Below are 18,351 nucleotides of genomic sequence, written 5' to 3' on the forward strand. Positions count from 1 at the left end.
CCATGTGCACCTGCGTGCGCACATTCCCGCACAAACGCCCTGCGTAGACCGCCGATGCGGCCGTCCGGCGCATCCGGTCCTGTGCGGGGCGTGACGGGCCGGATGCGCTGCGCGCGCGTGACGCGGACGCGGCGCGCACGCGTCATGTGAACGCGGCGCGCACCCCTCCTACACGTCCACCTCCACCAGACGCTTGCCGTCGAACGTCTCGACCTCGAAGTGGTCGATGTCGTTGCGGGCGAGCGCGGCGCCCCCGTGCACATACAGGGGGTGTTTGGCGGTCTCGTGCGTGCTGCCCGGAATGCCGTATCCCCACTTCGGGACCGACCAGGTGGTCACCGTCTCGCGCTCGCCGTTCTTGCCGACCGCGATGAGGGAGCACTTCTCGGGGCCCTTGACGTTCTGCAGCTCCAGGACGGTGTGCGTGCCCCAGGCCTTCTTCTCCATGCCGATGGTGGCGGTGACCTTGGTCGACGCGTCCGTGGCCTGCACCTTCTCCGCCATGTCGTTGAAGAACGCATGCTCGGCCGGGCTGGTCGGATGCGGATCGGCCAGCGTTTTCGTGTCGTCGCCGTCCACCGCCATGACCGTCAGCGGGCCGCCGATGATCAGCGCGGCCGCGGCCGCCACCAGATACAGGCCGCGCCTGCGCTTGGCCGCGCGCCGGGCCGCGACCTCGTCGACGAGCCGCTCCGTGAGCCTCGGGCTCGGCTTGACCACGAGCTGTGCGCCGAACTGCTCCCTGACGGGATCGCCCTGGGTGCCCGGAAGATCGGCGAGCGCCGCGAGCATCGGCTCCATGCCGGCGAGCTCTTCGAGCTGCTGCGCGCACCAGTCGCAGCCCGCCAGATGGGCTTCGAACGCGGTCGCCTCGGCATCGTCCAGGATGCCGAGGGCGTAGGCGCCGACCGTCTCGTGCACGTCATCGGGGCCCTGAGGGCCCTGCTGCCCGGACGTAGGAGACCCGGGGAATCCGTACCCGGATCCGTACGCGTCGTACGTGCTCATGCCGTCACCCCCCGCTCCTCCAGTGCCAGCTTCATCGAGCGCAGCGCGTAGAACACCCGCGAGCGCACCGTGCCGCTGGGTATGCCGAGCGTCGCGGCCGCCTCATTGACCGTACGCCCTTTGAAATACGTCTCGACGAGCACCTCTCGGTGCGCCGGGGTCAGGTCCTCGAGCGCGTCCGAGAGTGTCATCAGCCACAGCGCCTTGTCGATCTCGTCCTCCGCGGGGATGACCTCCAGCGGCGACGGGTCGACCTCCTGCGGCCGGGCCTGCCGGCTGCGATGACCGTCGATGACGATGCGGCGGGCAACCGTCACCAGCCAGGGGCGTACCGAACCGGTCGCACGATTGAGCTGACCGGCGTTCTTCCAGGCACGGATGAGCGTTTCCTGCACGACGTCCTCGGCGCGCTGCCGGTCCCCCGCGACCAGCCGGAGCACGTACGCGAGCAGCGGACCGGCGTGCTCCCGGTAGAGGGCGCGCATCAGCTCCTCGTCGGGTTCCGCGGGCTGGGACATGCGATGTCGTGCCCTGGGCGGACGTTCATCGGCCACGGCGGAATCCTTGCGCACGCCTACCTCCGGTGTCCCCGATTCGACTGGGGCTGCCCAGCCGGTGCTTCCCAGCCGGTCGCTCACCATCGGGTTACGTAGCCGGACGGCGTTGTGTTCAAGGCTCCGTCAAAGGAATTCCAGGGCCTGGGAGTTCAGGCCCGCGCGAGCGCCGCCCGTCGGCGGTGCCGGGCCACACGTTCCCGGTTGCCGCACGCCTCGCTCGAGCACCAGCGCCTGCGCCGGCCGCGGGATGTATCGAGGTAGATGAGGGGGCAGTTGTCGCCCTCGCACCGGCGCAGCCGTGCTCGGGCGACCGGGTCCGTCAGCAGCTCGACGGCGTCGCGTGCTACGGCGGCGAGGAGCGCGGTGCAGCCGGGGTCGTCGTGCAGGGCCCGCACGAGAGTGCCGTCCTCGGCGCGGACGGCCCTGGGGGCGGGCGGGGCCCAGCGGGCGAGTGCGTTGACGCGTTCCAGGGCGCCGCCCGCGTACCGTCCGTCGAGTTCGCCGCGCACCAACTCGTCGACGCGCAGGCGGAGTTCGCGGAACGCCGCCAGCCAGGAGGGCTCTGCGGCGCTCAGAGGCGTATCAGGGGGGACGAGCCCCGCAGCCGCGCACCAGGCGCGCAACCGTTCAATCGAGCCGAGCCGCTCCTCGGGATGCGCCGTCGCCAGCAGGTCCAGACAGATCCGCCCGGCGTCGAACCGCGGCTCGTGCGGGGACGGAGCCGCGGCCTGCGCCGGGGACGTATGAGTGACTGCCGGGGACGTACGGGTGGCTGCGGCCGCGCTGGTCGCGCCTGATGCCATGAGCCTGTCACCGCCTCGGGGATACCGGTGAGTGCCGTGTCCCTACAGTGCCTGCCCGGGCGCGCCGCCGGAACCCCTGCTACCGGTCCGAGTGGCCCGGGATCCCATGGGGGTCCCCCCGCTCGAGCGAAGCCGAGAGTGGGGGAGGGTGCTCGTCGTGCAGGATGCGCTGGAACAGGTGGTGGTCGCGCCAGGCGCCCTTGATGTGAAGGTAGTTGGGAGCAGTACCGATGCGTTCGAAACCGCACTTCGCGAGGACGCGCTGCGAGGCGGTGTTGTCGGTCAGCGTGCCGGCCTGGATGCGGTGCAGACCCAGCACGTCGCGGGCCGCCCGGCACACCTCCTCAACGGCCCGGGAGGCCAGACCCCGGCCGACGTACCGCGCGTCGATCCAGTAGCCGAGGTTGGCGCTGCGGAACGGCCCGAGCGCGATGCCGGTCAGATCCGCCCGCCCGACGACAAGCGGCCCGTCGGTGACGATCCACCGTGCACTCCCCGCCTCGGCGAGCCGCGCGGCCTGCCCTTCGGCGGTGTAGAACTCCTCGCTGCGATACGGCTCCGTGGGCCGCAGATGCTCTCGGTTGCGCACACACGCGTCGGCGAGCGCCTGGGCGTCTTCGGCGGTGGCGCGGCGTATCCGTATTCCGTCGCTGATCATCCCCGTACGGTACGACGGCCCTCGTTGTGTTGCTGCTCTGCTCACGTGCGGGCCGATCACCGCCATAATGCGCGCATGGTGACGCTGGAGATCGCTGACGTTGCGGAGGAAGTACGCGACGTCCTGGCCGCCCGAGCCCGAGAGCGTGGGCAGTCGCTACAGGAGTTTCTCCTAGGGCCTGTGTCGGAAGTGGCGCCTGCCGGGCGACGCCTGGCACGCACGCTCGCAGCGTTGCCGAAACGCCCGAATAGCTCCGCTATTAGGGCGCTCCGGCGCCTTGCGATCGCACGCACCAGACGCCGCGGGGCCCGCCCTCCGGGCGTACGGCGCCACTTCCGACACACGCCCTAGGGCTCCTCGCGGAAGAAGCCACGCGGGCGAGCAACAGCAACATCGCCGTGCTCCGCGCCTTCGAGAACCGCACGGATGGCGTGGGCGGCTGCCGAGCCGACGAGGCCCCCGGTCCGACTTCATAAGGCGTCGGGATCGGCGGCCGGGACCGTTACACGTCCGCGTACTTCGAGTCCGCCGCCGGATCCAGCGCCAGCCGGTACCCCCGCTTCACCACCGTCTGGATCAGCTTCGGTGTGCCGAGGGCCGTACGGAGGCGGGCCATCGCCGTTTCCACCGCGTGTTCGTCGCGGCCCGCGCCGGGCAGTGCGCGCAGCAGGTCGGCGCGGGGCACCACCCAGCCCGGGCGGCGCGAGAGGGCACGCAGGAGCGACATCCCGGCGGGCGGCACGGGGCGCAGACAGCCGTCCACCATGACCGCGTGGCCGCGGATCTCCACCCGGTGCCCCGCAATGGGCAACGTACGGGCGCGGGCGGGCAGTTCCTGGCAGAGCAGCTGTACGAGGGGGCCGAGCCGGAAGCGTTCCGGCTGGACGGTGTCGATGCCGTGGGCCTGCAGCGGCAGCGCCGTGACGGGGCCGACGCAGGCGGGAAGCACGTCGTGGTGCAGGGCCGCGAGCAGTTCGGGAAGCCGGCCGCGGGTCTCGGCGCGGGAGAGCAGGGATGCGGCGGCCGGGGCGCTGGTGAAGGTGAGCGCGTCCACGCCCCGCGAGACGGCGAGGTCGAGGAGCCGGTCGACGGGCGCGATGTCCTCCGGCGGCATCCACCGGTAGACCGGTACGCCGACGACCTCCGCGCCCCCTTCCCGCAGCGCCTCGACGAAGCCGGGCAGCGGTTCGCCGTGCAGCTGCACCGCGATCCGGCGTCCGTCGACTCCCTCGCCCAGCAGCCGGTCCAGCACCTCGGCCATCGACTCGGACGAAGGCGACCACTCCTCGGTGAGCCCGGCGGCCCGGATGGCGCCCTTGACCTTGGGGCCGCGGGCGAGCAGCTCGACGCCGCGCAGCCGGTCGAGCAGCGCCTCGCCGAGGCCCCACCCGTCGGCGGCCTCGACCCAGCCGCGGAAACCGATGGCGGTGGTAGCCACCACCACGTCGGGCCGCTGGTCGATCACGTCCTTGGTCGCGGCGAGCAGTTCGCTGTCGTCGGCGAGGGGCACGATACGCAGCGCGGGCGCGTGCACGACGGAGGCTCCTCGCCGCTGCAGCAGGGCGCCGAGCTCATCGGCACGGCGTGCGGCCGTCACCGCGACGGTGAACCCCGCGAGGGGTCCTTCCTTGTGGTCGAACATTGGCTCTCGTCCCGAGCTCTAGTGGTTCTCCGGCCGGCTGTCAGGTAGTCCTCCGGATTCACCGAGCCTGCCAACAGCCCGTGACAGGCTCGGATCATTGCGATGTCGTCCGTGTTACGTCACCGCGCATCCCGTACAGACCGGCGGCAGGCTCCCGGCCCGGCCGCGGTGCGGCCGGGCCTGGTGCCCGCGGCGTCAGCCGCCGATGTGGAAGTCTCAGGATGCCGCGGTGCGGTGCGTCACACCTCCGCGTAGCTGAGTTGGGGCTTCGCCTCGGACGTCGCCTCGGCCGACGAGGCGGCGGCGGCCGGACGGCGAAGGTATACGGCCCAGGTCACCGCGATGCACACCGCGTAGAAGGCGAGGAACGCTACGAAGGCGCCGGTGCCGGTGCCCGCCGTCATGAAGGACTGCCGGAAGGCGAGGTTGATGCCGAGGCCGCCGAGCGCGCCGACCGCGCCGATCAGGCCCATCGAGGCACCGGACAGCCGGCGCCCGTAGGCCGCGGCCTCCTCCCCGGTGAGCCCCTTCTGCACGGCCTTGGCGGCGAAGATGCCCGGGATCATCTTGTACGTGGAGCCGTTGCCCAGGCCCGTCAGGACGAAGAGCGCGATGAAGGCGGTGGTGAACAGCGGCAGCGACTTCTCCATCGAGGCCATCACGATGACGCTGGTGGCCACGGCCATGGCGGCGAAGTTCCACAGCGTGATGCGGGCGCCGCCGTACTTGTCGGCGAGCCAGCCGCCGAAGGGCCGGATCAGCGAACCGAGCAGCGGGCCGATGAAGGTGACCGACGCGGCCTGCAGCGGCGTACGGCCGAACTGGGTCTGCAGCACGAGACCGAAGGCGAAGCTGTAGCCGATGAACGAGCCGAAGGTCCCGATGTAGAGGAACGACATGATCCAGGTGTGCGCGTCGCGGACGGCTTCCTTCGCCGCACCGGTGTCGTTCTTGACCGACGCGATGTTGTCCATGAAGAGCGCGGCGCACACCGCGGAGACCAGGATGAACGGGATGTAGATCCCGAGCAGCACCCGCGGACCGCCTGACGCACCGATGACGCCGAGGGCCACGAGCTGCACGACCGGCACGCCGATGTTGCCGCCGCCGGCGTTCAGACCGAGCGCCCACCCCTTCTTGCGCAGCGGGAAGAAGGAGTTGATGTTGGTCATGGAGGAGGCGAAGTTACCGCCGCCGACGCCGGTGAGTACCGCGCACAGCATGAAGGTGGTGTACGAGGTGCCGGGCTCCATCACCACGAACGCGGCGATCGTCGGCAGGAGCAGCATCGACGCCGCGATGATCGTCCAGTTCCGGCCGCCGAATCGGGCGACGGCGAAGGTGTACGGCACGCGGACGAACGCCCCGACGAGGGTGGCCATGGCCACGAGGAAGAACTTTCCGGCCGGGTCGATCCCGTACTCGGGCCCCATGAAGAGGACCATGACGGACCACAGGGTCCAGATCGAGAATCCGATGTGCTCGGACAGGACGGAGAAGATGAGGTTGCGCCGTGCGACGCGCTCACCGGTCTCCTTCCAGAACTCCTCGTTCTCCGGGTCCCACTGCTCGATCCAGCGGCCCCCCTTACGCGATGCGGTGGTGGTGCTCGGGGCTGTCATCTCACGCCTCCACGTATCTCGGCTGATGAGCCGAAGGTAGGGAGGGCGCGTTTCCGCGCTGTGGCTGCGGGTGACCTCCGGGGAACTTTGCTCTCACCCCGGGCAGGGTGCGGCAGTGAGGGTTTTGCCGTGGATCATGACGGGTTGGCCGTGGGGCCATGCCCCTGAAACAGAGCCGGGCGAGGCGATGGGTGCTCTCGGAGGTCGCTTCTCAGGCGCCCTGCGCCGTCTCAGCAATGCTTACAGATCGTCTGGCAACACCCGGAACGCCTTGTGCTCGGTCAGCGGTAGGACCGCACGGAAGTCCCTCCGGTCGAGGGTGAGGATCGCATCGGTCTCGTACTCCTCTGCGAGCGCCACATTCACAGCGTCTGCGAGGTCCAGCGACAACGAGGCGTACCGCGCCTGCACCTGTTGCGCACGAAGCAGAATCGAGGGGCCGGTCTCCGCGATGGCGAAGTCACCCCGCTCCGCAGCATTGACGATGTCCTCGAGCATGTCCCGAGCCCGCGCCTCGCCGAGCTCACGCCGCCCCACATGATCCAGCTCGGCCAGTACAAGCGGCGAGAACACGGTGAGTCCGGCCTCTTCCAGCACTCGGTACGCCAGATCGCTGCTCGGATGCGCCGTGTCGAACGCAGCGAGCGTTCCGGACGTGTCGGCGATGACGATCAATCCTCGGTCCTCGCCGACCCCATCGATTCGCGCACGATCGCATCGGCCCGGTCCGCGAGTGTGGGATCGCCCCTGTTGAAGCGGCGCAGACCCAGCGGCCTCTCGCGTCGGCGGTAGCGCAGAGCCGCGAGATGCAGTGCCTCACGGATGATCTCCGCCTCGCTTATCCCTTGCCGGGCAGCGGCCTGCTTGATCACGGCCATGTCATCTGCGTCGGCATAGACCATCGTCCGCTTCATCGTCATGACCATATGCTACACCCGGCATATGTTGCGCAGCTCCCTCGACGGAAACAGGGGCGGCAGCGGCCCGCCGCTGCCCGCCTGGGGATACTGCGCCCAGTTCTGCGCGGCGCGCTGCTGCGCCGCCGGGCTGGGGTCGGGGAGGGCGACCACCTTCAGCGAGCCGTTCCGCCCACCCCCTGCCGGACGTCCGCGTACTGGTACCCGAACTGCTCGGCGATGAAGTCCCCTTGCTTTACGGGATCTTGGCGCACCTGACTGACTCCGCCGCCTGCAGGGGTTGCCTCACGCCGCCCCGCCACTTATCGTTTCTCGATAACATCGATAAACGATAAGCAAGGCGGGGTCGTGACCGAAGACCGGAAGATGCTGGAACCCATGGCCACGGTCGTGTCCATCGTCCTGCGCACCCTGTTGGCCTTGCTGGCGGCAGGACTCGTCCACTCGACCATCCATGGCAGTTGGGGGGACGTCTTCGTCTGCATCGCCGACGATTCGACCACCAGCTCCGTCACCGCCGACGACTTCGTCCCCGAGAACGGGGCGCAGGTCGACTCGATTCCCCGCTACTGCGCCGAGAGCCCCGACGCCCACCTGCGTCTGCTCAACGAACTCGGCGAACTTCCATCGACGTTGCTGCTGATCAGCGGACTCTTCCTGCTGCACCGACTCCTTCAGGGAGCGGCGCGGGACGGTGTCTACACCGTGCAGACGGCATCCAGGCTTCGCCTGCTCGGCTGGTGGCTGCTCGTCGGCAGCCTGGTCGTCGAGATCATCGAGGCGAACGCCAGAGCGGCTCTGCTCGCTGAACTGGCCGAAACCGCGGACTTCTCGGCCGGGACCTGGCTGAGCATGTGGACAGCTCCCTACCTGGCCGTACTGACCGGTCTCGGCCTGCTGACCTTCGCACGGATCACCCGCGCAGGCACGTCCATGCGCGAGGACCTCGAAGGAGTCGTCTGATGGCCGCCGACGACCACGAGGGCCATGACATCGAGGTGCATCTCGACAAGCTCCTCAACGAGCGCGGCATGACCCTCACCGAACTCGCCAACCGCGTCGGCGTGACCAACGTCAACCTGTCCGTGCTCAAGAACGGACGCGCCAAGGCGATCCGGTTCACCACCCTGACCCGGATCTGCGAAGTCCTGCAGTGCCAACCGGGCGACCTGCTCAGCTACCGCCCCGGATCGTCCTCCGGAAACCCTCAGAAGTCCTGACCCGCACGACTAATTCGACACATTGCCCCTGAAAAGGAGACCCAAATGTTCAGCACCATGGATACGGGTACGAAGATCGCGATCGCGGCCGTCCTGGTCCTCCTGCTCACCGTGGTGGTCGGCGTGGGCCGGTGGCTCACCCGCCGCTGAGACCCCTTCCGTCGGCGTACGCAGTTCGGGCGTACGCCGACATGCCACCTTGCGCGACATCAGGAGGCTCGCCGAGGCGGCTCACCCCTGACGCGCGGATCCTCGGCAGCGCGTCACCGGACGGCTGCCCGGCGCCGGCTCCCGTTCGGCCACAGCCTCGGGCTCCGCTTCGCCGCCAGGTCCTCGAGCCAGCCCACCGCGAGGATCGCTGCGCCTATCAGGGGCCAGACGAGCGCGAACATCCACAGGGAGTAGGTCGTGTCGAGGGCGGAGGAGAGGCGCTCGTTCATGAACGGGAGGTCGTAGGCCAGGTCGATGAGCGGGACCGTGGCCATGATCAGCATGTTGTGCCAGAGGTAGATCGTCACTGCGCGGTTGTTCGACACGGTCACCAGCTTGTCCCAGCGCGCGAAGCGGCCCGGCAGCTGCTGCCACGACGGTGAGTAGACAAGCAGGATGACCACGAACCCGAACGACCAGGTGGCCTGGGCGAGCGGGATGTCGTTCAGGTCCCAGCCGTCCGGGCCGAGGTGGCCGGACGCCCACCACAGGCCGAACGCCATGACGAGCGCGGAGCAGGAGACCGCCATGTAGCGGGGGATCTTCTGCAGGTGACCCTCGTGGTGGGCGAAACCGAGGACCCAGCAGCTGCCGTACACCGCGAAGTCCGTGACCGCGTTGCCCGTCTCGCCCGGGATCTTCACCAGGCCGGTCCCGACCACCGCCGTCAGCGCCAGCGGGGCGAGCAGCGTCGCCCACGGCACGCGGCGGAACGCCCACAGCAGCAGCGGCGACGCGATGACGAACCACAGGTACGCGCGCAGGTACCAGAGAGGGCCCGCCGCCTGGGCCGGCCAGGTGTCCTCGAGGAGGCCCGCCTTGTCGCCGAGGTGCCACGGGAAGGGCGGAGCGCCGATCGGGACCAGGTAGTTGAACAGGCTCACCCAGCCCCAGGTGCCTCCGTTGTCCGGATCAGAGCCCGGGTTCCAGCCGCCCGCGAACAGCAGCACGAGCACCGCCGCGCTGAACGCCCACATGGGTGGCAGCAGTCGGCGGACGCGGCCCCGGATCACGCCCAGCGCCGGGCGGTTCAGCGAGCGAGCCATGAGCGAGCCCGCCAGCGCGAACATCACGCCCATGGAGGGGAACAGCACCGTCAGCCAGGCCCAGCCGAAGAGGTGGTACACGACGACGCGGACCAGCGCGATGGAGCGCAGCAGGTCCAGATAGCGGTCGCGGCCCGGCTTCTTGGGCGCCGCCTGGGCGGGAGGCTCCTGTTCAGTGGGTGGCGACAACCCTTCAGGGGTGCTGAACGGACGCGTCGCGTCGTCCAGGCCGGCCGGCCCGTACGATGCACCCGCCGATGGGTAGAGCGCCCCGCCCCCGCGCTGCTGCGGAAACCCGAACGACGTCGTGGCCTCCGGCGGCGTTGCCCCGGGGGTGGCCCCCGTCCCGTAGGGAGACGCGCCCCCGGTCCCGTACGGATACGTCATGCCACCGGCCTCCGATCACCGGTGCCGCCCGTCCTCTGCTGAGGCACGGACACGGCGCCGGGCGCCGCCCCCACCACTCCCGTGCGCCGGAGTTTCTGCCAGCGCAGCCGGCCTCCGGTGAGGGCGGTGATCCAGGACTGGAGCAGCACCACGTACATGAGCTGCCGGTACAGCAGCTGCTGAAGCGGCAGGGATATCAGATGGGTCATGCGCTCGCGGTCGAGCCGGAAGGCGTAGGCCGCGCAGACGGCCTGGATCGCGAGGACGCCGAGCCAGGCGCCGACGGTCTTCTGCGTGGGGCCGAAGACCAGCCCGTACAGCAGGAACACGTCGATCAGCGGGGCCAGCAGCGGGGCGACCACCATGAACAGGGACACCAGTGGCAGTCCGATCCGCCCGAAGCGGCCGGACGGACCCCGCTCGATGATCGCCCTGCGGTGCTTCCAGATCGCCTGCATCGTGCCGTACGACCAGCGGTAGCGCTGGGACCACAGCTGCTGGACGGTCTCGGGGGCCTCTGTCCAGGCGCGGGCGTTCTCCGCATAGACGACGCGCCAGCCGTCGCGGTGCATCGCCATGGTGATGTCGGTGTCCTCGGCGAGCGTGTCGTCGCTCATGCCTCCGACCCGCTCAAGGGCCGTGCGGCGGAAGGCGCCCACCGCTCCGGGGATCGTCGGCATGCAGCGCAGCATGTCGTACATCCGGCGGTCGAGGTTGAAGCCCATCACGTACTCGATGTGCTGCCAGGCGCCGATGAGCGAGTCCTTGTTGCCCACCTTGGCGTTGCCCGCGACGGCGCCGACGCGCGGGTCGCCGAAGGGCTGCACCAGCTCACGGACGGTGGACGGCTCGAAGACCGTGTCGCCGTCCATCATCACGACGATGTCGTGACGGGCGTTGGCGAGGCCGCGGTTGAGCGCCGCGGGCTTGCCGGCGTTGAGCTGGCGCACCACGCGGACATTCGGCATGCGCATGTCCTCGACGATGCGGGCCGTGCCGTCGCTGGAGCCGTCGTCGATGACGATCACTTCGATGGGGTGGTCGCTCTGCGCCAGCGAGTTCACCGTGTGGGTGATGCACTTGGCCTCGTTGTACGCGGGGACCAGCACCGACACCGGTTCCGTGACCGGCGGGCCCCAGCTGAAGCCGCGCCGCCTTACGCGCCGCGCGTGCACGGCGGACAGGACGAGCATGAGTCCGAAGCGTGCGAAGACCAGGACGCCGATCACCGCGAGGCCGACGACGAGGACGCCGCTCACGTTCTCGGAGGCCTTGACCAGATACACCCACGCCTTGCCCTTCCACAGGTCGAGGCCGGTCACGGGCGTGTGGGCGCTCGATGCGTCCAGGGCTTCGGTGAGGTTGTCGAACTCGTACCCCTTCGCCTTCAGTTCGGGCAGGAAGCGGTCGAGCGCGGCCACGGTCTGCGAGCGGTCGCCGCCGGAGTCGTGCATCAGCACGATGGCGCCCCGGTCGCCCTTCGGCGTGGCCCGGCGGATGATCTCGTCGACACCCGGCCTCCGCCAGTCCTCACTGTCGGTGTTGTTGACGACGGTGATGTAGCCGCGGCCGCCGATGTACTCGGTGACGGGCCACGACGCGTTGTCCATGGCGGCGGAGAACGACGAGTACGGCGGGCGGAAGAGCGACGTGCGGATACCCGCGGCGCCCGCGAGCGCGAGCTGGTTCTGCGACAGCTCCCAGTCGATGCGGCGCTTGGACTGGTACGACAGGTCGGGGTGGTTGAACGTGTGCAGCCCGATCTCGTGGCCCTCCGCCACCATGCGCCGCACGAGCTCCGGGTAGCGGGAGGCCATGGTGCCGGTGATGAAGAAGACGGCGTGCGCGTCGTGTTCGGCCAGCACGTCGAGGACCTTGGGGGTCCACTCCGGGTCGGGGCCGTCGTCGAAGGTGAGCACGAGGCGGCGGTCCGGCATGGTCAGCGTGGTCTCCCGGCCGCTGCGGGTGTCGATGACCGGGCCGCCCTTGAGGATCTCGTCCGGCACCTTGTCGGCAGCCACCGGCGGGCGGACGCGGTGGTCGGCGAGGATCTCGCTGTGCACGTAGCCGCGGAGCATCAGCATCGCGAGCAGGGCGACCAGGAGCAGCGAGGGCAGCAGGTAGCGCATGGGCAGCCTGCGGCGCTGCGGACTACGTGGGCGGGAGGTCATTTACAGGGTGCTTTCCGAGGACGGGGACGACGGAGCGGTCGGTTCGGACGGGCTGCCGGGGTCCATCTCGACGGGGACCTCCGCGATCGGGCTCTCCGCCACGGTGTCGGTGCCGTCGCCGCCCTCACCGGTGGACGGAGTCGGCTCGGGGGACGGCTCACCGGTGTCCGTCGGCTCGGGGTCGACCGGCGTCGAGGGTTCTTCTCCGGTCGGGTCGGGGTCGGGGTCGGGACCGGGGTCCGCGGAGCTGCTGTCCTCGGGGTCCGGCTTGCTGCTCGTCGTGGGGTCGGGGTCGGCGGACTCGCCGGGCTCGCTCGCGCTGGCGCTGGGATCGGGCGAGGCGCCGGCCCCCGGGGAGGCCGTGATGCCGTCGGTGCCCGAAGGGCTCACGCCGGGTGTGGTGCCCACCGAGGCGGAAGGGCTCGCGGGGTCGGCGGGCCGCGGTGACGTCTCCACCTTGCCCGCCGGTTTGTCGTCGTCGTTCTGGCCGGTGATCGGCAGCCAGGGTGCGCTCGAGTTGCCCGAGAGCAGGGTGGCCACGATGATCATCGCGTAGACCGCGCAGACCATGCCGACGGCCATGCCGATACGGCGCAGTGTGCGGCTGCGGCGGCCCGAGTCGTCCACGAACACCGGGACTTCGTGACCGCCCTGCTTTTTCTTCTCCTGAACGGTCAGCCGGCCCTCTTCGTACCCGACGGCATCGAGCTGGACCGTGACCTCGTTCGGGTCATGGGCGTGGTCGAAGCCGAGGTCGTCTTCATGGCCGCGGTCCGGCTGCGCGGGCACGGCGCCCAGGAGGCCACTGCCGTCCTGTTGTTCCCGGCCGCGTCGAAACCAGCTTTCGGGCGCCGGCTCGGCATCGTCCGACCCGTCGCTGTCGCGCGACGGTGCGGCACCGTCGGCACCGTCCGCCGAGCCCTCGTCGTCCGGCCGTTCCGGCCTCTTCGGCTCATCCGGCCGTTCCGGCTCGTCCGATTCTCCGGTGTCCTCCGACACTTGGGTGTCTTCCCGCCACTTTTCCACGCGCACGCACTTCCCCCCTGGGACCGAACCGGGTGCGCGTACGACTCCGGGCACCTGCCGTCGGATCGGGCCCCCACCCGATCCGAGCGCCCCCCTATCACACTGCGCCCGGACCATGAATGTAGCGCACCGGACTGACAGTCGTACCGCCGCGTCACTCCCGGCACAGCATGACGTGGGCGTCCGCGGCTGGAATCCATCCGTTCGTGGGCCGCCGGAGCCATCCGTACTCGCTCGCCAGCGTTGCCGCGGCCTCACGCAGCGCGTCAAGTCCCGGATGCGCCAGTCGCTTTGGCCACACCAGTGACACGGGTGACAGAGGGACGGGGTCCACGAGGGGCCGGAGGACACTGCCGGGCACAGGCGGAAAATCCACCACGGCCAGCACCGGGTTCCGGTACTTCGCCATGATCCGCCGGAACTCCTCGGTGCCCACCGCCAGCGGGGCGGGCGGCGCGACCTCGATACCGCGGCCCTCGAAGAGCCGGTGCGCCAGGTCGGTCCACTCGGGTGTGCGGGGGTTGCCGGCGCCTGCGTACACGGTCTCGCCCGCGAGTTCGTCGAGCGGTACCGCCTCGCGCTCCGCCAGCCGGTGGTCCTGCGGCAGGATGACCGCCATCGGTTCGTATCTGACCGGCTGTTGCGCGAGGCGGTCGCGTAGTGCGGGGTCGAGACCGGCGTACCGCCCGAAGGACGCGTCGAGGCGCCCGGCGAGCATCTCGGCCGCGGCGCCGGTGAGGCCGCTCTCGAAGCGGGCCATCAGCTCGGACTCGGGGGCGAGTTCACGGGCGCGGTCGAGGATCCTGTCGAAGACCAGTCCCGGGCTGTTGACGTCCACGAGCAGCGGCCGCGCCGGGTCTGCCACCCCGCGGCCGAAGGCGGTCAGCAGGGCGTCCTGCGCCTCCTGCACGCGCCGTGCGTACGGAACGAGCCGCTCGCCATGGGCGGTCAGGGCCACCTGGCGCGTCGTCCGTACGAAGAGTTCGGCGTCCAACTCCCGCTCCAGACGACGGATGTCGCGGCTCAGGGCCTGCTGCGCGACGTACAGCCGGGCGGCGGCGCGGGTGAAGTGCAGCTCCTCGGCGACGACGAGGAAGGCGCGGAGGAGGCGGGGGTCCAGGGCGGCGGGCACTGGGCGAACTTACAACGCAGGTGCGTTAGAGGTGCTCACAAAATGGGAGTCCGATCAGCTCGAGGCGCCTGGTGCGTGCGATCGCAAGGCGCCGGAAGACCCTCGATGGGGGCACCTCCCATGCCCTTAAGGCAATGGGGAGGAGCTACTAGGGTGTTTCGGCAACGCGGCGTGGGGGCACCTCCCAGCGTTAGCTGGGGGAGTGTGTGCCAGGCGCCTCGAGCCGGGCGCCCATTTTGTGAGCACCACTTAATCGGTCGAGAAGGTGTTGGACCACTCAGGACGGCCGCGGGCACCGTTCGATGCATGCCGCAACAACCATCCTCACTGTTCCTGACCGTCACCGGAGATTCCCTGATAGCGGCCGCGGTGCCGCGCGCCCCGGGCCCTCGCGGACGACGAGCCACCGCGGGCCTTGGCTGACGACGAGTCGGCGCGGGCACGGACGGACGACGAGCCACCGCGGGCCTTGGCGGACGACGAGCCACCGCAGCCCTGCCCGGAGGCGTCGCCTGCGGCTCGGCCCTGGGCGGGTGGGCAGCCGAGCACGTGTCGGCCGCGGCGGGATACGGCGTGCCGGTCGCCGCGGCCGCAATCGCGCTCCTGATCTCATGTTCCGCCGCTCGCGCATCCGCCAGAAATTCCCGTCCAGCCCATTGACGCACCCGCAGCGCGCACATAAGTTCCCCCATCGAAGCGCTTCGACGGTGATCGTCGAAACGATTCGACGGGATTCGACTGCATTCGACAGCACGGCGTCACGCGATCCACCCGCAAGTGATCTCTCCACTCCCTTCGGAGGCACTGGATGTTGACGGCACGAAGGCGTGCGGCGGCAGTGGCGGCGGTTCTTTCGGGAACCCTGCTCCTGGCCTCCTGCGGCGACTCAGACAGCGGCTCGTCCGATGCGAAGACCCTCAAGCTCTGGCATTACGAGGGCCCGGACAGCGCGATGGCCCAGGCCTGGAACGAGGCGATCAAGGAATTCGAAAAGACGCACCCCGGTGTGAAGGTGAAGTTCGAGGAGAAAGGCTTCGAGCAGATCCAGAAGACCGCCCCGATGGTGCTGAACTCGGACGACGCGCCCGATCTCATGGAGTACAACAAGGGCAACGCGACGGCCGGTCTGCTTTCCAAGCAGGGACTGCTCACCGATATGACGGCCGAGGTCGAGAAGCGCGGGTGGGACAAGCTGATCGCGCCGAGCGTCCGCACCACCAGCCAGTACGACGCCAAGGGCGTGATGGGGTCCGGCAACTGGTACGGCATCCCGAACTACGCCGAGTACACGATGGTGTACTACAACAAGGACCTCTTCAAGAAGTACGACATCGCCGAGCCGAAGACTCTCGACGAACTCACCGACGCCATGGACACCTTCGTGAAGAACGGCGTCACGCCGCTCGCGAATGCCGGTGCCGAGTACATGGCTCAGCAGTACCTTTACCAGCTCGCGCTCTCCAAGGCGGACCGCTCCTGGGTGGATTCGTACGAGCTCTACAAGGGCAAGACGGACTTCCACGACGCCGCCTGGACCCATGGTGCCGAGACCTTCGCGGACTGGGTGAAGAAGGGCTACATAGCGAAGAGTTCGAGCGGCACCAAGGCCGAGGACGCGGGCGTCGCATTCATTGCTGGCAAGAATCCCATTCTGTTCTCCGGCAGTTGGTGGTTCGGCCGGTTCAAGGCCGAGATCAAGTACGACTGGGGCACCTTCCTGTGGCCCGATTCGAAGATGACGCTCGGTTCCGGCGGAAATCTGTGGGTGGTGCCGAAGGGCGCCAAGAACAAGGATCTCGCCTACGACTTCATCGACATCACGATGAAGAAGAAGTACCAGAACCTGCTCGGCAACAAGGGCGGTGTCCCGGTCGCGGCCGACGCGTCCGCCATCACCGACGAGCAGTCCAAGGCCCTCATCGAGAACTTCAACACGCTGTCCGCGAATGACGGCCTGGCCTTCTATCCGGACTGGCCCGTCCCCGGTTTCTACGACGTCCTCGTCTCCGAGACGCAGAAGCTCATCACGGGCAAGGCCACGCCGGACGCGTATCTCGACGCGCTGCAGAAGGCCTACGACGACGGTGTGCCGCAGTAATGACCGTGCTCGCCGAACGGAGCGGCGGGGGCCGGGTGACCGGTAAGTCCCGGACTGCCGGGCGGCCCCCGCACCGCCCCCGCCGCAACTCGTACGCGCTCTTCCTGCTCCCCGGAGCTCTCGCGTTCCTGGCGATCGTCGTCCTGCCGTTCCTGATGAACACCGGTGTGAGCTTCACGGACTGGCAGGGCGTGGGGTCGCCGAAGTGGACGGGGCTCGACAACTACCGCAGGCTCCTCGAGGACGAAGCGTTCTGGGAGTCGTTCCGGCACAGCCTCGCGATGGTCGTGGCGATGGCGGTCGTGCCGACCGCCATCGGCCTGGTCGTCGCAGCGGCCCTCTTCGACTTCGTCGCCAAGCACTTCGGCTCGAAGACGGCGGCCGTCCTGCGGGCCTGCTTCTATCTGCCGCAGGTGCTGCCGATCGCGGTCGCCGGCATCGTGTGGAGCTGGATCCTCGCGCCCGAGAACGGCTCGCTGAACGAGCTGCTGAAGACGGTCGGGCTCGGCTCGCTCCAGCAGGACTGGCTCGGCGATCCCGACATCGCGCTCTACAGCGTCATGGGCGTGATGGTCTGGGTGCAGATCGGCTTCCCGCTGGTGGTCTTCATGGCGGGGCTGCAGCGCGTCGACCCCCAGCTGTACGAGGCCGCCGAGCTGGACGGCGCCGGCTGGTGGCAGCGGTTCTGGCACGTCACGCTGCCGCAGATCCGCCCGGAGATCTATGTCGTCATGCTGTGGTGCACGATCGCGGCACTCAAGGTGTTCGGCGCGGTGTACGTGCTCACCAAGGGCGGTCCCGGCGGGGCGACCAATGTCCCCTCGTACTTCTCGTTCCAGAACTTCTTCGAGAAGACGCAGGTCGGCTACGGCTCGGCGGTCGCCACCGTGCTGACCGTGATCATCCTGGCGCTGGCCCTGGTGGCCCTGCGTCTGCAGACCCGCGCTGAGGACGCCGAGGAGGGAGCCCGATGAGCGGGGCCACGCTGAGCGGGCGCGCTACGACCAGGGGCTCCAGGAGCCCGATGGCCGCCGTCCGCAGATATCCCGTCCTTGCCGCTCTCGTCATCGCGGCCGTCTTCATGATCCTGCCGTTCCTGATCGTCACGATCAACGCGGTCAAATCACCCGCCGAGTACTCCGCGAACGGCCCCCTCAGCCTGCCCGACGGCCTCTATCTCGACGGCCTGAAGGACTTCTGGGAGCGCGTCGACTTCGGGCAGAAGCTCGTCAACTCCCTGCTGATCAGCGGCTCTGTGGCGGTCGGCGCGGTCGTCCTGTCGGTCCTCAACGCGTACGCGATCGGCGTCGGCCGCATCAAGGGCCGTCCCTGGGTGCTCGCCTTCTTCGTCCTGGCGAACATGCTGCCGCAGGAGGCCCTGGTCTACCCCGTTTACTACCTGTCCAAGGAAGTCGGCCTCTACGACACCCGGCTGAGCGTCATCATCGTGTTCGTCGTCATCCAGTCCGCCTTCGGGACGTATCTGCTGTCGTCCATCCTCGGCCAGTTCCCGCGCGAAATTATCGAGGCGGCCCAGATCGACGGCGCGAACAAGTGGCAGGTCCTGTGGCGGATCGTCGTCCCGGTCAGCCGCCCCACGATGGGGGTGCTGATGGTCCTGTTCTTCATCTGGACCTGGAACGAGTTCCTGCTGCCACTGGTCATGCTGATCTCCAACGACAACCAGACGGTGTCGGTGGCGCTCGGCGTCCTCCAGGGCCAGCGCCTGATGGACGCCACGATGACGAACGCGGCCGCTCTGCTCGGCGTACTGCCCGCCATCGTCTTCTTCCTCGTCTTCCAGCGGACGCTCACCCGCGGCATCGCCGTGGGCGCGGTCAAGTAAGGGGTGTA

17 protein-coding genes are annotated in these 18,351 nt (G+C 69.1%); 5 read left to right on the top strand and 12 right to left on the bottom strand.

The window, feature by feature from the left end:
- Nucleotides 1-168 precede the first annotated feature (168 nt).
- The 8 genes from H1D24_RS27535 to H1D24_RS27570 all read right to left on the bottom strand — a co-directional run bounded on the left by H1D24_RS27535 (nt 169) and on the right by H1D24_RS27570 (nt 7,210).
- A complete protein-coding gene (locus H1D24_RS27535) occupies nt 169-1,008 on the bottom strand; it encodes an anti-sigma factor family protein (protein ID WP_181660408.1) in 840 nt (279 codons plus the stop codon).
- Entirely contained in the window at nt 1,005-1,526 is a 522-nt protein-coding gene (locus tag H1D24_RS27540; protein WP_067273687.1) for a sigma-70 family RNA polymerase sigma factor, read from the bottom strand. The genes H1D24_RS27535 and H1D24_RS27540 overlap by 4 nt, the downstream gene beginning before the upstream one ends.
- A 188-nt stretch (nt 1,527-1,714) precedes the next feature.
- A complete protein-coding gene (locus H1D24_RS27545) occupies nt 1,715-2,368 on the bottom strand; it encodes a CGNR zinc finger domain-containing protein (RefSeq protein WP_181660409.1) in 654 nt (217 codons plus the stop codon).
- A 79-nt stretch (nt 2,369-2,447) separates the two neighbouring features.
- Complete coding sequence (locus tag H1D24_RS27550) at nt 2,448-3,026, bottom strand: GNAT family N-acetyltransferase (protein WP_181660410.1); 579 nt, start codon at nt 3,024-3,026, stop codon at nt 2,448-2,450.
- A gap of 502 nt (nt 3,027-3,528) precedes the next feature.
- Entirely contained in the window at nt 3,529-4,668 is a 1,140-nt protein-coding gene (locus H1D24_RS27555; RefSeq protein WP_181660411.1) for a uroporphyrinogen-III synthase, read from the bottom strand.
- Between the two features lie 239 nt (nt 4,669-4,907).
- Nucleotides 4,908-6,290 carry a nitrate/nitrite transporter gene (locus H1D24_RS27560; RefSeq protein WP_181660412.1) on the bottom strand — a complete coding sequence of 461 codons (1,383 nt, stop codon included), beginning with the start codon at nt 6,288-6,290 and terminating at the stop codon, nt 4,908-4,910.
- Nucleotides 6,291-6,530: 240 nt separating this feature from the next.
- Nucleotides 6,531-6,965, bottom strand: coding sequence for a PIN domain-containing protein (locus tag H1D24_RS27565; protein ID WP_181660413.1), 435 nt, complete (start codon nt 6,963-6,965; stop codon nt 6,531-6,533).
- A complete protein-coding gene (locus H1D24_RS27570) occupies nt 6,962-7,210 on the bottom strand; it encodes a ribbon-helix-helix protein, CopG family (RefSeq protein ID WP_181660414.1) in 249 nt (82 codons plus the stop codon). The genes H1D24_RS27565 and H1D24_RS27570 overlap by 4 nt, the downstream gene beginning before the upstream one ends.
- 345 nt (nt 7,211-7,555) lie before the next feature.
- Here H1D24_RS27570 and H1D24_RS27575 point away from each other — a divergent pair, with 345 nt between their 5' ends.
- Together H1D24_RS27575 and H1D24_RS27580 are read left to right on the top strand one after the other, a co-directional pair.
- A complete protein-coding gene (locus H1D24_RS27575) occupies nt 7,556-8,170 on the top strand; it encodes a DUF2975 domain-containing protein (RefSeq protein WP_181660415.1) in 615 nt (204 codons plus the stop codon).
- A complete protein-coding gene (locus tag H1D24_RS27580; protein ID WP_181660416.1) occupies nt 8,170-8,427 on the top strand; it encodes a helix-turn-helix domain-containing protein in 258 nt (85 codons plus the stop codon). Before H1D24_RS27575 ends, H1D24_RS27580 begins: the two co-directional genes overlap by 1 nt.
- A 263-nt stretch (nt 8,428-8,690) precedes the next feature.
- Here H1D24_RS27580 and H1D24_RS27585 read toward each other — a convergent pair whose 3' ends face one another.
- The 4 genes from H1D24_RS27585 to H1D24_RS27600 all read right to left on the bottom strand — a co-directional run bounded on the left by H1D24_RS27585 (nt 8,691) and on the right by H1D24_RS27600 (nt 14,399).
- Entirely contained in the window at nt 8,691-10,070 is a 1,380-nt protein-coding gene (locus tag H1D24_RS27585) for an acyltransferase family protein (RefSeq protein WP_258564354.1), read from the bottom strand.
- Nucleotides 10,067-12,241: a bifunctional polysaccharide deacetylase/glycosyltransferase family 2 protein gene (locus tag H1D24_RS27590; protein ID WP_181660417.1), complete on the bottom strand. Its 2,175-nt coding sequence runs from the start codon at nt 12,239-12,241 to the stop codon at nt 10,067-10,069. Before H1D24_RS27590 ends, H1D24_RS27585 begins: the two co-directional genes overlap by 4 nt.
- Nucleotides 12,242-13,240: a hypothetical protein gene (locus H1D24_RS27595; protein WP_181660418.1), complete on the bottom strand. Its 999-nt coding sequence runs from the start codon at nt 13,238-13,240 to the stop codon at nt 12,242-12,244.
- Between the two features lie 181 nt (nt 13,241-13,421).
- Entirely contained in the window at nt 13,422-14,399 is a 978-nt protein-coding gene (locus H1D24_RS27600) for a LysR family transcriptional regulator (RefSeq protein WP_181660419.1), read from the bottom strand.
- An 808-nt stretch (nt 14,400-15,207) separates the two neighbouring features.
- Between H1D24_RS27600 and H1D24_RS27605 the strand changes: the two genes are divergently transcribed.
- Genes H1D24_RS27605 through H1D24_RS27615 form a run of 3 tightly spaced genes read left to right on the top strand, consistent with a single transcriptional unit; the run spans nt 15,208 to nt 18,343 of the window.
- Entirely contained in the window at nt 15,208-16,497 is a 1,290-nt protein-coding gene (locus tag H1D24_RS27605) for an ABC transporter substrate-binding protein (protein WP_181660420.1), read from the top strand.
- Nucleotides 16,497-17,471 carry a carbohydrate ABC transporter permease gene (locus H1D24_RS27610; protein WP_181660421.1) on the top strand — a complete coding sequence of 325 codons (975 nt, stop codon included), beginning with the start codon at nt 16,497-16,499 and terminating at the stop codon, nt 17,469-17,471. The genes H1D24_RS27605 and H1D24_RS27610 overlap by 1 nt, the downstream gene beginning before the upstream one ends.
- 50 nt (nt 17,472-17,521) lie before the next feature.
- A complete protein-coding gene (locus H1D24_RS27615) occupies nt 17,522-18,343 on the top strand; it encodes a carbohydrate ABC transporter permease (protein ID WP_181660495.1) in 822 nt (273 codons plus the stop codon).
- Nucleotides 18,344-18,351: the final 8 nt, after the last annotated feature.

The sequence above is a fragment of the Streptomyces himalayensis subsp. himalayensis genome (genome assembly GCF_013778455.1).
Classification (GTDB): Bacteria; Actinomycetota; Actinomycetes; order Streptomycetales; family Streptomycetaceae; genus Streptomyces; species Streptomyces himalayensis.